Raw genomic sequence first — 15,871 nt, 5'->3', positions numbered from 1 at the left:
GCATGATCGCGGGACGACACCGTCTCAGCATGCCACCCGCGGTGCACGCACTCGGAGAGTGTCAGGACAACGGGGTAGTTCAACCTGCGTCAAGCGTTGCTGGAGTGCCCGGTCGGGTGGCGCCGATGTAGCGTCCGATCGGATCAATCCGGATGACGGCGCCGGTGTAGGGGCGTTGATCATGTGGGTGCTGGAGATCGCGATGCCGACGTGGGTGATCGTGCGCGAGCTGCTGCCGAAGAACACCAGGTCGCCCGGTAGTAGCGGAGTGCCGGATCGGAGTAGTGGTCCGGCGTTGTGTTGAACTTCGGACTTACGTGCCCTGGGTGAACTTCGCGCCGAAATACGGATCCACGGAGGGCTGGCGGCCGTACGACGACGACGGTGACCTTTGTCCGCTGCTGGACGCACCCGGAGTGGGTCGGGCAGCAGGATTCGTGCGCGGTGGGCCGCGCTGCCGGGGGCCCCGGTCTCCCCGGCAGCGGGCGAGGTTGTGGCAGGTCAACGAGGACGGAGACCGCTGACCTGCGCCGAGATCAGCGGCCGATCAGATCAGCGCTTTTCGATGGTTTGGCCCCAGGCCAGCAGGTTGCCGGTGTGGCTGCTGTACTTGTAGGAACCCGCCTTGAAGGTGTACCTCGAGCTGAGACCGGTGAATTTCGGCGTCCAGCACCGGGTCTCACCCGGCATCACTGACCCGTTGCCGCCCGGGCTGTCGCAGGTGATGACACTTTCCCAAACCCCGTCCCGGTAGCGGTCGAGGTACACCTCCGCGTACTGACTGGCCGTCATCGGGCTGGTGTAGATCACGAAGCCCCAGTAGTTGTAGTTGCTGTCGCGACAGATCTCGACAGTGCCGACTCGGCTCCCGTCGGTCACCGATTTGACCGGTGCCGTGGTCACGATCGTGCCGTAACTGCTGCCCCACTGGCAGTCCGGAGCGGCCTGTGTATGCGCCGACGCGGGCAAAGTCATGCACAGAACGGCCGCGCTCGACACCCCCAGCGCCGCGATGATCTTCTTGATCATGAGACCTCCATTCTCGATACGGCGGTTGCCGTATTCGTCTTCGTTCGCTTCCGATGCACCTGTCCACGCTGTCGCGGCAGCTCCCGCCAAACCGGAGTCGTAGGGGCACCTGGGGCGAATGGCGACATCCGTTCGGTTGGTGTCGGATGTCGAGCCCAGGTGTAGTGGGGATACGTTGTCCGGCGCCGGGGCGTGATCGCCGGACAACAACGTTCGGCCAATGGCGGCCCGATCCGCCGATCGGGGTTGCCTGGCGTATCGCCGGATGCCGAACATCGGAGCCAGCACTATGACGCTGATCGACGAAGTGGGGGGAGTTCGATGCCAGGTGCCGAGCGTCCGACGGAACTGCGTTGCCCGAGTTCGCCGCTGACCTGCGCAAACTACGCCAGAAGGTAGGTGATCCGTCCTACCGGGAGTTGGCCCGTCTAGCGCATTTCTCGTCGAGCACGTTGTTGGATGCGGCCGGTGGGAAGCGGGTACCCAGTCTTGCGGTGACGTTTGGCTTACGGGCGGGACTGTCTCGCTACCGTGTTTTCCGACCCGACACACCGGGCTCAGGTCCGGCGGGATGGGCATCATGAGTGATGACATTGGATGCTGTGAGTCCACAGAGATACGACGCTGATCCGTCGCGGCGGTTGTCGCCGGAGTAGGTCGCTGCGGCGGCGATGGTGGCGCCGGCCCCAGGAGTAGGGCCTGGCCTGACTGGCCCTGACGGGTTGTGGAAGTTGTGCACCAAGAATGTGTTGGTAGAGGTGTTGAACGAGGAGACGACCGAGAACCTCGGTCATGAGAAGAATCGTTTCGAGGCCACTCACGAGGCGACGAATATCCGCTGTGGGACACGCGGGAAGACTCTGATCTCAGACGCGGCGGGCGAGGTCGGTCGCTCGGTTGACTTTCACCCATACACGATCAGCGAGTTCAGTATCATCACCGTTTGCTGGTGGTTGGCAGGGGCAGGGCTTGAACTGTGCCCACCGGATCGAGTCCCTGTGTAGCGATGAACGGTTGTCCGGCGCCGAGGCTGGATGCCGAACACAGGCTCCGGACAATGTGCGCTACGCGCATGGACGAGGGGGCGTGGATGCCGAGACCTGAAAACCCGTTGAAGCCGGACGGGACGACTCTGACGGAGTTCGCCGCCGACCTGCGGCAATTACGAAGGAATGCGGGCAATCCGCCATACCGCGAACTCGCTCGCCGCGCGCACTACTCGTCGACCACGTTGTCTGACGCCGGTGGCGGCCAACGATTGCCGAGTCTGGCGGTCACCCTGGCGTATGTGCGCGCCTGCGATGGCGATATCGCCCAGTGGGAACAGCGGTGGTACTCAGTCGCCGCCGACCTCAGTGGCGAGGTGCCCGTTGCTCCTGGCAGCGGCGCGGACTCGCCGCAGGTGCCCTATGTCGGCCTAGCGGCTTACGCCGCGGACGAGGCCGACCGATTCTTCGGACGTGAAGCCTTTGTCGACGATCTCGTGGCGCGGGTCGAAAGGCAGCGATTCCTCGCCGTATTCGGTGCGTCCGGTGTGGGGAAGTCATCGGTGCTCCGGGCTGGCCTGGCACCGCGAATCGCCGATCGGGGTCGGGATCGCCTCATCATCTTCACGCCAGGTCCACACCCAATCGAGGAGTGCGCGGTTCGACTCGCAGGGCTGGCGAAAACGACCGCGGGAACGCTTCATCACGAATTCGACGCCGATCCGCAGAACCTGAGCCGCCTGGTCAGACAAATCCTGATCGACGAACCCGCCGACGCCGAGATCGTCTTCGTCGTCGATCAGTTCGAGGAGGTCTTCACGCTGTGCACCGACCCAGATGAGCGAACGAGATTCATCACGGCTCTGATCACGGCCGCAACGAGTGCCTCCAGTCGGTGCCGAGTCGTACTTGGTGTCCGCGCGGACTTCTTCCCACACTGCAGCCTACAGAGCGACCTTGCCAGCGCGTTGCACGATGCGCAGGTCACTATCGGTCCGATGTCCGCTGAGGAACTGCGGCGTGCGATCACGCAGCCCGCCCGCCACGCAAGCTGCACCATCGAAAGCTCGTTGCTCGCCGCCTTGATTGCCCAAGCCCATGGGCGAGTCGGAGTGCTGCCTCTGCTGTCACACGCACTTCTCGAGACTTGGCGCCGCCGCAAAGGAAACACCCTGACTCTCGCCGGGTTCCAACTCGCCGGCGGAATCGACGGTGCGCTGGCCCGGACCGCAGAGTCGGTCTTCACCTCGTTCGACGCGTCGCAACGGGACATTGTGAAGAACTTGTTCCGCCGGCTGACCGTGCTCGGTGAGGGCACTGACGACACCAAACGGCGGATCAGCGCCGCTGAACTCGATGACGACCCCGACACCACCGATGTGCTCGTCAGGATGACAAACGCCCGCTTGATTCTCGTCGAGGAAGATAGCATCGACCTCACGCATGAAGCGCTGATCAGTGCCTGGCCGCGGCTGCGTGCCTGGCTGATCGACGACCGCGACGGGCAACGAGTGCGTCGCCACCTCACTGAGGCCACCGCCATCTGGGTAGAGCACAACCGCGACCCCGGCGCGCTGCTACGCGGCGCGCGGCTCACCGCCGCGAAAGACTGGGCAGCGACGCCAGAAGCGGCGACAAACCGGACCGAACGCGAGTTCCTCGAGGCGAGCTTCGCCCTCGGACGACGCGAACGCAACGCGATCCGGCGGCGCCGAATTGTTCTCGAGACGCTCGTAATGCTTCTCGTGGCACTACTCGTGATCGCCACGATGGCAGTCATCGACGCCCGGCAAAGCCAAGAGCGAACCACGCGCGAGCGGGACGTCGCCCGGGCGCTGCACGCGGCCCAAGCCTCCACCGGACTCATGGACTCCAACCCCGAGCTGGCCGCCCTCGTCAGCCTGGCCTCCTATTACCTCGACCCGTCCCCCATCGCACGGGATGCGGTCAGGACAGCCATGCCGAGCGTGCAGCTGAGCGCACCCGGCACGAAGGTCACGTTAGCTCCCAACGGCGAACTCTATGGCGCCGCCGATCCCGTGTCCGACACCACACATCTCCGGATCGCAGGCAACCGGGATTACTCCGAGCTGAGCGCGTTGCGGGGTGGCCTTCATGAACCGAGCTTCAGCGAGGACGGCCGAACCGTCGCCACCGTGGACGTGAACGCCACCATTCGACTGTGGGACATTGCCGATCCAGCCCGGCCAGAGTATCTGTCCACGCTGCCGAAAGTGTCCACTGGCGGCGGATTCAGCCCGGACGGCCGCCTGCTCGTGACCGAAGACACTATCCTCGACGACAGAGCTGCGGCCGTCCAACCTTTCACCGCCCAATGGAAAACGGTCGGGACCAGCCATCTCTGGGACATCACCGACAAACGGAAGCCTCGCGAAGTCGCCCAGCTGCGTGCTGACACGTCCCGACACGCCTTCGGACAGGGAGGGCAGGTTCTTGCGACCATCCACGCCGAACCTGGCCCATACTTCGGCCAAGCCACCCTCTGGGATATCTCCGATCCGACTCATCCCCATGTCGTTTCCCATGCCGGCGGCGAAATCGACCCCATCACCGACCTGGCAGTCGTCCGCGACGAAGTACTCATCACGGGAAACAAGACGGGCTCAGTGATCTCGTGGGACATCAACAAGCTCGATAGGCCCCGCGAGATCTCCCGGGCGATCCTGCGAGGAACGGTGTCGGTGGCGATGAGCCGTGACCAGAGCACTGCGGCGGCAAATGACCGGGACGGAATCAGACTCTGGAACACCGCGGATCCGTTTCGGCCCGACGCGGTCATCGAGTTCTCAACCGCGGGGCAGGACTACAGTCTGTCCTTCACCCCAGATGGCAAGATCTTGCTGGGAATCGGCCTCGCTTTCGACGGAACCACCCACCTCAAACGATGGCATCTCGACCCCGACCTCGCCGCTGCAGCCCTATGCGAACAGATTGGCCACGAAATGACGGGTACCGAATGGGAGATGTTCTTCTTCGAAGTGCCATACCGTCCATCCTGCTGACACCACGCGAATGTACTCGAACGTCGCAACGGGAAGCACCTGGGCATCCGAGGCAGGTGTCTCGATCACAGCACCGACGACCATGGCGGCGAGACGCGTCGCTGACCATGGTCGGCGACACCCCATCGAACCCTGCGGCGACCTTGCCGGGATCGATCCGCCCAAGCTGATCGCGTACGGCCGGGGATCGTGCGCCGGTGGCCGTCCCTCCCTCCACGGCCCCTGAGACTCAGCGGCGGGCTTCCTCGTCCGTGTCGTCCGGCTGCGAGGGACTCGGGATCAAGATCTCCGACCGTGGCTCTGCTCGCAGTTCGTACTGCTCCCACGTCTTGACCGTCAATTCGCCCATCTCGCCCGTGCCTTCCTTCTCGGCGCACGTACCCGTGCCGCGAGCGGAGCCGATTGGAGTCGGCCCGGCACCCCCGAGAACTAGCCGGGCCGACAGCGCCATGTGTACTCGGTGCGGATTGTTCGGTGTCGGAATCCGCCCGCCGGACAACAACATTCGGACAATCGACGGACGACTCGGCGCTGAGGCCCCCTAATGGGAGTCGACCGGCGTGGCTTCCACTGGTGTGGGATGGGTGGGGCGCGGCTGGTTGCCGAGCCGCCGACCGGTGAGCACTGTTTGTCCCGGCGGGCATCCCGTGATCCCGTAGCGAAGACGGGCGTGTGGACCCGGACACAGGTGTGACCGGCAGTGGATGTGGTTGTGCCCCAACGGCGAAGGGGCACCGTTGGGGCACAGCTCAGGGCTGCGGGATCGGACTAGGCGGAGACGTCGGCGGTCGCTTCCGCGCGGCGAGCGCGTAGCGGCGCGGCCGGTCCTTGGTCCGCGTCGCGACGCCGTCGGCGACCAGCTTGTCCAGCGCGTTGCTGACCGCGCCGGTCGACTTCCCGCCCAGGACCCTGGCGATCTCGACCGGGCTGAACTCCGTGCCGGTGCGGTCGCGCAGGTAGTCCTCGACCATCCCCCGCAACGCGCCGGGAGCCAACCGCGCCGCCTTCACACCCCCGCCTGCGCTGTTCGCCATCTCGCCGGAGGGCGCACCGCCATCGGTCTGCTCGGCGTCCGGTTCGTCGTCGGCCGACGCCGGGGCGACCGGCTCGGCGTCGGGGTCGGAATCGGCGTCATCGGTTACCTTCGGGAAGTCCGGCGTGGGCTGCTCGGCGTCCGCCGCCAAGGCGGGGTCGTCCACCCGCTCGCCGCCGTCGTCGTTGTCCTGCTCGACGCCCGCCGGGGAAGCGGGGGCTGTGGTGTCGATCGGGGTGATCGCCCACAGGTCGGCGGCGCGGCGACGGCCCTCGGCGATCCCGGCGGTGCGGATGACGCTGCCCTGGCTCACCCACCGGGCGTGGATCTTCTGCGCGGTGGATTTCCCGCTCCCGGCCGCCGTGGACAAGTCGGCGGCAGTGCTGTGCGGGTGGGCGTGCAACGACGCCCACAGCTTGTCCTCGGTGTCCGTACGTCGTGCCGCGACGGCGTCAGGGTCGGAACCGGACGCGGGGTCCTGTCGGAGCCGGTCGTCGCGCTGGTGGCGCGGGTTTTGCTGGTGTTGCGGGTGCGGGTGGTGGACATGACGTGCCACGATTCAGGTTCGTGATCGGGTGGTCATGCCCCGGCCGGGCGGTGGTGGCCCCGGTGCGCTGCCGGTGTTGTCGGGCCACACGACTATGGACGCTTCCTTCGGCCGAGGAAGTCAAGCAGGGTCGGGAACAAGACGGATGTCTTGTGTGGACGGTGCCTGTGACGAAGCAGGATAGTTGGCGAAACCAGGCGGGCCGGTTGGCGAACACGCCACCGCGAGCTCACTTATGGTGGCCCGATTCGTTGCCGGAGAACGTGTTGGTAGTGGATCAGTAGTTGGCACGGCGGCGCCAGTTGATGGTTTCGCGACGGCGAATAAGACCGCAGTTGGTTGTCGTTTGACGTGGTCGGCTGGCGAAAGATCAGCCGATTTCGGACGAGCCGCCGTAAATATCATTCACTTACGAAAGAATGGGAACGGGGTGTTATTAACCAGGATCGCGAGCGGTTGAGATGTCGTGGATATGACGAATTCAGGATTGTGCGAGCGAATCGATAATGGCGGCGAGCTCGATATCTACTTCTTCAACGATCTCGCGGTACGGTGAATATTTGAGATTATCAAAGACGTACTCTTCGAGGGCCCACCGAGTTCCAGTCGCCGGTGAATCGTCTAGAAGGTATGCCTCGCGGACCACTCGTAACTGCGATTCGACTCGATTTTTCGTTTCAGGATAATTGTCCATCGCTGGCCGAATTACAGGATGCCACAATGCGTCGGGCGCGATAGATCCGACCAATATGCAGAGCGGAAGACCGCTCTCAGCGGCCGCTTCGACCTCCCGTATTATTAGGTCAGCCAGGTGCTTCCGAGCCTCAGGCAGTCGCAGCCACATAAGGTCTCCAAGGATGCCCAGACTTAAAGGCATCGGCAATTCCGCAGGTTCGGGGAGTGCATATACGGCATCCAGCGCCCCTCCCTGTCGCACCTCGAATGAAACGCCATTCGGAAGGCGAACGCGTCGCGTTTCGTCACACATGAACCCAATCCTACTCCCACGATGCCCGCGCGCTACCCCCAACAGAGCGCACTCGGCGGCCAGCATGTACCAGCAGCTTCCGCCTCCAGCTCGTTCACTCTTTGCCGACCGTAGCCCGATAGATCCATGAGATTGAACGTCGCATCAGCGAATCCGTTATCGCGAATGTCAACACCGTAACTCGCGAGATCCAATACCAGGAATCCACGTGCTGCATATTGGGGGGCTGCCGTCATCTTCGTCTTATCTCCCGGGCCATATTCGAAGGTTGCGCCTGTTATTTGACTGGTCGCAGCCTTGCTTACCGCACCATTCATTGCTTTGCGAAACTCGATGTTACCTACCGCCTCCTTCGCCCGTATATCCGCCGCCACCTTGCCTGTGCGATCGGCAGTATTGAGCGCATCCCACAAGTCGCCAGCCTCGGCGTTAGCCACACGAATATCGTCGGCACTTGCAGTAATTTTTCCCTTACGTACCTGTTCTAGCCAGTCCGCAAGCCGGTTGAACTGCTGAGCAGCTTTTTGGTAATGCCATTTGCCTTCGACCTGGTTTCCGGTTTTGAACTCATGCCGCACAGCATCCGCCGTTGTGCCTCGGTCCTGCGCTTTGACAACCTGCGGTCTCGCGTAGTTGTCGTTAACGATCTTCCGAAGACCGTCATTTTTTACGTCGGGAGCACGGGCAGGCGTGTTTTGGGACGGCGAAACCGACGGCAGTCCAGACGCCGAGGAAGACGGAGTGGACGACGAAGACGTAGCCTGAAGAAAGTCATCAACCCAATCATGGCCGTCGCGTTCGATTCGGCTGATGGGGTTTCCGCCGGTGAAGGCGTAGCGGTTGCCGCTCCACGGATCGGTGCCGAGGTTCAGGTCGTTGAGGGCACCGTTGTAGGTGTCGCGGACGTTGAATCGGTTGATGCTGGGGTTGTAGTCGCGGAAGCCCATGTCGTAGCCGCCGGACGAAGGGTCGTAGCGTTTGCCGTTGTAGCGGTAGAAGTTGAATGGCGTTTTGCCCGGCTGCTGGGTGTCAGGTTTGTCGATGCCGGTGAAGGCTTGTTCGTCGTTGGAGCCGTACGCGGTGTACCCGTAGGTGGCTCTGGTGTCGCCGTTGTCTTTGGTGAGGGTTTCGACGTCGGTGTGGGGGTTGTACCCGTAGTACGAGTTCTCGGCTACCTCGGGGCCTGCGCCGTCGGTGTCTTTCTTGATTTGGGTCAGGCGACGGCCGAATGCGTCGTACTGGTAGGTGCGCTGGAGTTGCCCGGCGATCTCCTCGGATACGACCTTGTCGGTGAGGCCGAGGTAGGCGAAGTCGGTGGTCTTCGCCGATGCGGTCCCGGCTTTGTCCGTCTTGGATGAGGTGCGGTCGAGGGGGTCGTAGATGTAGTTGGTGGACACCAATGCGGTGCCGTCGTGTTTCTTGTGGGTGGTGGTGCGGTCGAACCCGTCGTAGAGGTTCTGTTCGATGATCTGCCCGCCGCTGGTGACGGTGTCGAGTCGGCCGAAGGGGTCGTAGTTGTAGCGGGCCGCGACGCTGCCGGCGGTGGTGGCGCTGGTGAGTCGGTTGCGGTTGTAAGTGAAGGTTGTTTGCTTGTTGTCGACGGTTTGGTCGACGACGTTGTTGTTGCCGTCGTACCGATAGGACTCGGTCTCCAGCACCGCACCGTTGGACGCGGCCTTCTTCGTCACCCCCGCCAGTCGTTCGCGCGGGTCGTACCCGTATTCGTAGATGTGGTCGAGGTACGTAGCGGCGTTGTCGGCGTTTTGGATTTTGGCTGCGTCGCGGGCCCGGTTGCCGTTGGCGGTGTAGTCGATGAGGTGCTGCGCGACGAGGGTGCCGCCGGTCTTCTTCTCGATCTGCGAGGCGAGGGAGCCGTCGTGGTTGTAGCCGTAGTCGACGGTGTTGCCGTTGGATTTGGTTTCCTTGAGCACCTGCCCGCGCGGGGTGTACCCGAAGGTGGTGACCTTCCCGGTGCCGCCGGTCTCGGTGTTGGTGACCTTCGCCAGCAGGTCCCGCGGGTCGTACTCGAACAGCGAGTCCTGCCGGTCGTGGTCCCGGGTCAGCGGTGCGCCGTTCTCGTTGTAGGAGAACAAGGTCGTGTTCTTCACGACCGCCGCGAGCTTTTCCTCGACCTTGGTGAGCTGGTTGAGCCCGTTGTAGGCCATCGCGTAACCGTCGACCCTGGCGTTGGGGCTGCTGTCGGTCAGAGAGAGCAGGTTGGCGTTGGCGTCGTAGGCGTGGGTGAAGACCTTCGCCTCGGCGTCGGCGTCACTGCTGTTGTCGCGGACGAGTTTCACGGCGTCGGCGTAGACGGTGCCGTCGGCGTTGTTGTTCAGCGTGACCTTCGCCGTGTTACCCGCCGGGAGTTGGTGCGAGCCCAGGCTGACCCAGGTCCCACCGCCGGTCTTCTGGTTGACAGCAACGGTGGTTTGGGCGGTGCCGGTGTCGATCGTGTAGGGGGCGTTGGTGGCGGCGTCGGCGGAGATGCCGTCGGCGTAGCGAACGAACACCTCATAGGTGCCCTCGACCGGGAGCACGGGGGTCCAGGTGAACACCGCGGACCCGGTGCCCTTGGCTGTGGAACGGTGGTTGAACGCGTAGTAGCCGGTACCGATGGTGCGGATGTCCCAGGTGCCGACCATATTGGTGGTAGCGCTGTCGGCGTTGTCGGACAGCGCGACGTGCTTTCCGACCGGAACACCATCATCGGCGCGGGACTTGAGCTTGCCGTCGGGGAAGTAGTCCCAGGTCATCACCCGGTTCGACGACCCGCCCGAGCTGGTCAGGGTGCGACGGGTCTGCTGGCCCAGCGGGTTATAGTCATAGGCGGTGACGATGTCCCACGGATCCGTCGAGGTCCGCACCCAGCCGTTGTCGAAGTAAGAGTACTTCGTGACATTGCGCGAGGTCTGGTTGCCCGACGCGGGCATCGACGACTCGGTCATACGCCCGACCTCGTCATAAGCAACGGTCGTCGTGTCCGCGGTCTTGATCAGCGGATCGTCCTTGTCGAACGGCGTGCGCTGCTCGATCGGCCGATTGAGCTTGTCGTAGACGGTCTCCGCGACAAAGTCGTCGGGGTCGTCGGTGGTCTCGACCCCGCGCGGGGTGACCGTTTTGGTTTTGTTGCCGACCTCGTCGTACTGGAACTGGGTGATTCGGGTGACACCGCTCTTATGCGGGACCCGCGCTTCGACCAGTTTGGCCCGCTCGTCGTAGACCAGGGTGGTGACGTTGTTCTCGGCGTCGGTGGTCGCCACCGTGTTGCCGTCGCGATCGAAGTCCACCTTGGACACATTCCCGGCCGGGTCGGTCGTGGTACGGGCCCGGTGGTTGCGGTCGTAGCTGGTCTTGGTCGTGTAGTCGGTGGTGTCGGTGGTGGCGTTCTTGCGCGGGTCGACCACCGTGGTCACATTGCCGACGTTGTCATAGCTGTAGGTGATCTTGTGTCCGGCCGCGTTGACGGTCTCGGTCAGCTGGTAGATCGGGTCGTAGGTATTGCGGGTGATGTAGTCGTTCGGGTCACCGGTGGTCAGCGTGCCCAGGGGTTGGGTGTCGGTGAGCAGGTTGCCGACCTTGTCGTAGGTCAACGCCGTCGTCCGGGCCAGCCCGGTCGGCGTGTCCTTCGGCGCGGTCGCGGTGGTGACCTGGTCAGCCTTGTCGTACACCGCAGTGGACACCGCACCGTTGGCGGCCGTGGCCTGGGTGACGTTGTCGTTCGCGTCATAGACCGGTGCCGGGACGAAGATGTACTCCCCCGCCGCCTCGTCCTTCGGCGTGCGCGCCTCCAACGGACGACCGAACACGTCGTAGGTGGCGGTACTGGTCTTTCCGCGAGCGTCGGTCATCGAGGTCGGGTTGCCTCGGACGTCGAGCACCATGGTGGAGGACTTGGTGTAGGCGTCGGTGGTGCGTTTCGGTGACCCGGTGGGGTCGAAGTCGCCGAAGGTGGTGACGTTGCCGTTTGCGTCGGTGGCCGTGGCCATCTGCCCGAGCGCGTCGTAGGCGTAGGTGGTCTGGTAGTCGTCCGGCACTGTCGTGGTGGCAACACCCTTGGGGTCGGTGACCGTGGTCAGGTTGCCCTTGGGGTCATAGCCGAACACCCACTTGCGGCCCTCGGGGCTGGTCTTCGACGTCAGCTCCGCGACGTGCCCGTTGAGCGAGGTCTGGTAGCCGAGCACGGTGGCCGGGGTGTTGTTCGCGACCGCTTCGGCGTCACGGATCTGCAGCGGGTAGCCGGTGTTCTGGTCGTAGGACCAGGTGGAGACGGCGCCGTTGGCTTCGGTGAGGGAGGTGACGTTGTGGTCACCGTCCCACGCCAGGGTGGTGGTCTCGTTCTTGGCGTTGGTCGACGTGTACGGGCGCCCGAACCCGTCCATCCGGTACTTCGTGGCGTGGTTCTCCGCGTCGGTCACCGTGGTCTCGACATCACCACCCTGCGGGCCATCAGGGTCCACATAGGAGAAGGTGGTGGCGTACCCGAGGCGGTCGGTGATCGTCTGCAGCTTCCACTTGTCCTTGGGGTCCACCGGTGCGGTGAAGTAGGACAGGCTGGTCGGGTTGCCCCGGGGGTCGGTGACCTTGACGAGTTTGACGTTCTTGTTGCCCTGGGTGGCGTCGTAGTCGAAGTGGAACGCCTTCGGCTGGGATGACCCGGCGCCGTCGACCAAGTCGATCAGCAGGCCCTTGTCGCTGTAGGCGAAGGTCAGGGTGCGACCGGAGATGTCCTTGACCGACTTCACCTGGTCGATGATCTTCGGGTTCTGCGTGTCCGCCTTGGTGTAGTACTCCAGCGCCATCGACTGGCGACCAGCGGCGTCGGTGACGTAGGCGAGGAACTTGCGCGGCTGGTTGTTGGACTTGCGCAACGTGTAGGTGAACGTCTGCTCGTTGCCGTTGCGGTCCCTCGTGGCGGTGAGCCAGCCCTCGTCGTCGAACCAGAACTCGGTGCGGTCCGGGCGGGTCATCTTCCACCTGCGCGACAGATCCGACCCGCTGTCGCGCTGCAGGTACAGGTGCACACCCTTGGGACTGGTGTAGGTCCATGCCGCGGGGTCGGTCGAGCCGTGCTTGTCGAGGATGAACACGTGGCTGGTGCCGTCACCATCGGGCAGGGTGACCCGGGTCGGGTAATCCTGCCCCTTCGGGTGCAACTCCAACGACGTGCCCAACCGGACGAGCCCGGCGGCGGCGACGGACCACCCGTATCCGGTGGTGGTCGTGGTGGTGTCGAGGGAGTTGTAGGTCAGCCGCAGGAATGTGGTGAGGCCGCGGCCGGGGTTGGAGAACGCGTCATAGGACCACACCGTGTTGCCCGCGTACTGGTTGACCAACAGGTTGCTGCCCGCGCCGGTGGCTTTGCCGGAGTAGGCGTAGAACTTCTCCAACCCGATCTGATCCGATGTCGGGTCCTCCACCGACACGTTCTGCGGCAACGCCGGGGGCCCACCGGTGGCGGACTTCCAGGTTCCGGTGTTCTTGTTCCGCAGGTCCCAGTTGACGACCTGGGCTTCGCGTTTGTTGCCTTCGGTGTTCTGCAGCGTGGTCTTCACGTTCGCCTGCACCGTGACCGTCTGCCCCGGCGCCACGTCCGAGGGCAACGCTGTGTCCAACCGGTTCGCCCCGGTCACATCGGTGCCGTCAGGCAGAGTCCACTTGTAGGACAACGTTTCATCCGCCGCAGACCAGGTGCTGGTGGTGGTGTTGGTGATCGACACCGGCACCGTTTGCTGCTCACCGGAGACCATCCGCACCTGCGGGGTCTCCGCCGCGTAATACGTGAGTTCCGCGGTCGGGGCGGTGTAGGTGACGGTCAAACTCGGGCGCAACAGGGGCTCGGGGGCCTCACCGTTGAGCAGCAACACCCGCTGCTTCGCCGTCCCGGCCTCCTCACGGACCTTGACCAGGTACCCGTGGTTCGAGGCGGGATTGTCGATCCAACCCTGCACAACCGGTGAGTTCTCCCAGATGTGCATCCGCGGGTCATTGCTGATACCGACCACGTTGTCCAACGCCGGCCCCATGTCACCACCCGGGGCGGTCCACGCGGTCGCGGTAGAGGCACGGTTCCAGGTGGCCTGGGTTTCGACGAACCCCTTGGTCAGGGCGTGCGCGTCAAACGTCGCACCGGAACCGGAGGAGTAGAACCCCCACATGGTGAAATCGGCATCCAAGATCCGCGCACCCGCGGGCAGCGCGGTGTTCAGGCCGTCGAACTTCACCACCGCCCGGGTGTTGCCGTAGGTGGTGGAGTTGTTGCCCACCATCAACCACGGCTGCCCACCGAAACTGTCCAGATTCTGATCCGGCTTCGCCGCCGACAGCGTCGTGTCCGCCGCGGCACCGGTGAACACCTTCGTCACCAACCCCGCCTTCGGCAACCTCGCCAACTGCGTCGGACCCGGGATCAACTCACCATCGCGGGTCTTCGCCGCGACCATGTAGTAGTAGGCGTTGCCATACGGATCCGGCGAATCCGACGGGGTCGGCTTCGCCGTCGTGTCCGCATACGACGTCACCGACGGCGCCAACGGGGCGATCAACGTGTACCGCGACGGGGTGAACGTCTGATACACCGTCCGGTGCACCTGCAACTCGACAATGTCATCGTTCGGGTCACTGGGATTGGGGTCCACATAGGTGGGCCAGGTGAGTTCGGCGCCGGTGGCGGTGAACGTCGACGGCGGCTGCAAATCAATGCTCGGGCGCCCGTAGGACAGCAGCAGCTTCGGGCGGTTCGCGGTCTCACCGTTGTAGGCGTACTCCGCGCCCTGATACACCGCCCCACCACGACCCAACGTCTCATCGGTCGCCTTGAGCACCACCCCATGGTTCGGATGCGAACCCGACACCCACGACTGGGCGATATTGCGCACATCCAACTCGTGCCACACATGCGCGGTGTTCGCCGCCTTGACCACCGTGGACAAACCAGCCTCAGCGAACGCGGTGTTGATCGAATTCCAAGTGACCGTGTCCTCAGCCCACGACTGCGTCACCCGCCGCGCCTCGACCGTCACATTGTTCGCCGACGTGTGCAGCTCGTTGTCGTAGTACACCTTCAACTTCGCCGACGACAACGAGGTGCCCGCCGGGACCACCGAGGTGTCGAACTTCAGCAACGACCGGGCCTTGCCCCACGGGTCCGTGCCCACCGACAACCGGTAATCCAAACCATCCGCCCGGGTCGGGGTGTCCGACCAGATCTGCGCATCCTGACCCGTGGTCGGGGTCGGCTCCACCTTGATCGTCGGGTCGATCACCACCGGATACTGGCGCTCCTTCGCCCCCAACCACGCCTGGTCGGCCTTGACCGTGATGGTGATGTTCGCGCCCTGCTGCTCCACGCTCTGGGTGACCTTGTCGCTAAACACCTTGCCGTGCGGCGACTTCACATCATCCCGCGAGTCGATCATGAAGGGGCGGGGCATCACAAACAACGGCGGACCATCAACGTTCTCATCGGCGAAGAACCCGATCGACCCATCGGACTGCGCCCGAGCGACCACCCCACCCATCTGCAGCGTGAATCTGTAGGTCGCGTCCTTCGGCGCCCGCGCCAAGACGATCAATTCCTTCAACGCCTCCGGCGTCACCTGGTAGACCACATCGGCGCCGTCGAACACACCCGGGTAGGTGACCTTGGAGCCGTCGACCTTCGGGGACAAGGTCTTCACCTCTGACGCCACACCCATCGCCACATGCTTGCCCGCGAACTCGAACCGCACCAACCTGTCCGACTTGTCACCGAACCGGGAGGCAAAACCGTTGCGGTCACTGGCAAACCGGTACCCGTCATGCCCGTTCGCGCGCACCGACGTGTCGATGTCGCGCCACACGCCCGTGCCGTCGCGGTACGCCTCCGGCTCCGGGGCAACCTCCGCCTCGAACGTGCCATCCGACATCGCCCACACCCGAGCCTGCGACGTGCGCCGCTCCGGCAACTCCTTGACCCGCTTCGCGGGCTCCTTCGGCGGCTGCGGCTGCGCCGCCTGAACCACCGGGACAGCGGGAGCCGCCACCGCCTGAGCCGGGTCGGGCAGCAGATCACCCAGCCAGCCAAGGAAACCCGACAGACCTGGCCACTGACCGTTGCTGATCGGCGGCCCCGCGGGCGCACCCACCAACACCATCGCCAACAACGAGAACACGATCAAAGCGCGCGAAAACAAGCCGCGCGGGCGCGACGAACGCATTGCGAACTCCCCAGTTCCGCACGCCGCCGCCAGGTGGTGATCAACCGACCGCTCAACGTGTCAGAACAGA

General features: G+C 64.1%; 6 protein-coding genes. 1 reads left to right on the top strand and 5 read right to left on the bottom strand.

The genetic code is table 11. From position 1 onward, the window contains the following. Window positions 1–24: 24 nt before the first annotated feature. A complete protein-coding gene (locus ACUZ2Y_RS30335; RefSeq protein ID WP_476325317.1) occupies window positions 25–411 on the bottom strand; it encodes an NlpC/P60 family protein in 387 nt (128 codons plus the stop codon). A 141-nt stretch (window positions 412–552) separates the two neighbouring features. Continuing rightward, complete coding sequence (locus ACUZ2Y_RS30330; RefSeq protein ID WP_476325315.1) at window positions 553–1,029, bottom strand: hypothetical protein; 477 nt, start codon at window positions 1,027–1,029, stop codon at window positions 553–555. A gap of 1,072 nt (window positions 1,030–2,101) precedes the next feature. Between ACUZ2Y_RS30330 and ACUZ2Y_RS30325 the strand changes: the two genes are divergently transcribed. Beyond that, window positions 2,102–5,038: an nSTAND1 domain-containing NTPase gene (locus tag ACUZ2Y_RS30325; protein ID WP_476325313.1), complete on the top strand. Its 2,937-nt coding sequence runs from the start codon at window positions 2,102–2,104 to the stop codon at window positions 5,036–5,038. Between the two features lie 749 nt (window positions 5,039–5,787). Here ACUZ2Y_RS30325 and ACUZ2Y_RS30320 read toward each other — a convergent pair. The 3 genes from ACUZ2Y_RS30320 to ACUZ2Y_RS30310 all read right to left on the bottom strand — a co-directional run bounded on the left by ACUZ2Y_RS30320 (window position 5,788) and on the right by ACUZ2Y_RS30310 (window position 15,801). Next, complete coding sequence (locus tag ACUZ2Y_RS30320) at window positions 5,788–6,627, bottom strand: MarR family transcriptional regulator (RefSeq protein WP_476325311.1); 840 nt, start codon at window positions 6,625–6,627, stop codon at window positions 5,788–5,790. Between the two features lie 472 nt (window positions 6,628–7,099). Continuing rightward, window positions 7,100–7,606, bottom strand: coding sequence for a hypothetical protein (locus ACUZ2Y_RS30315; RefSeq protein ID WP_476325310.1), 507 nt, complete (start codon window positions 7,604–7,606; stop codon window positions 7,100–7,102). A 32-nt stretch (window positions 7,607–7,638) separates the two neighbouring features. Further along, window positions 7,639–15,801 carry a DNRLRE domain-containing protein gene (locus ACUZ2Y_RS30310; RefSeq protein WP_476325308.1) on the bottom strand — a complete coding sequence of 2,721 codons (8,163 nt, stop codon included), beginning with the start codon at window positions 15,799–15,801 and terminating at the stop codon, window positions 7,639–7,641. Window positions 15,802–15,871: the final 70 nt, after the last annotated feature.

Source organism: Actinokineospora sp. UV203, from assembly GCF_056323665.1.
Note: the sequence above shows the minus strand (reverse complement) of the source record. Positions and strands in the feature narration are given on the sequence as shown.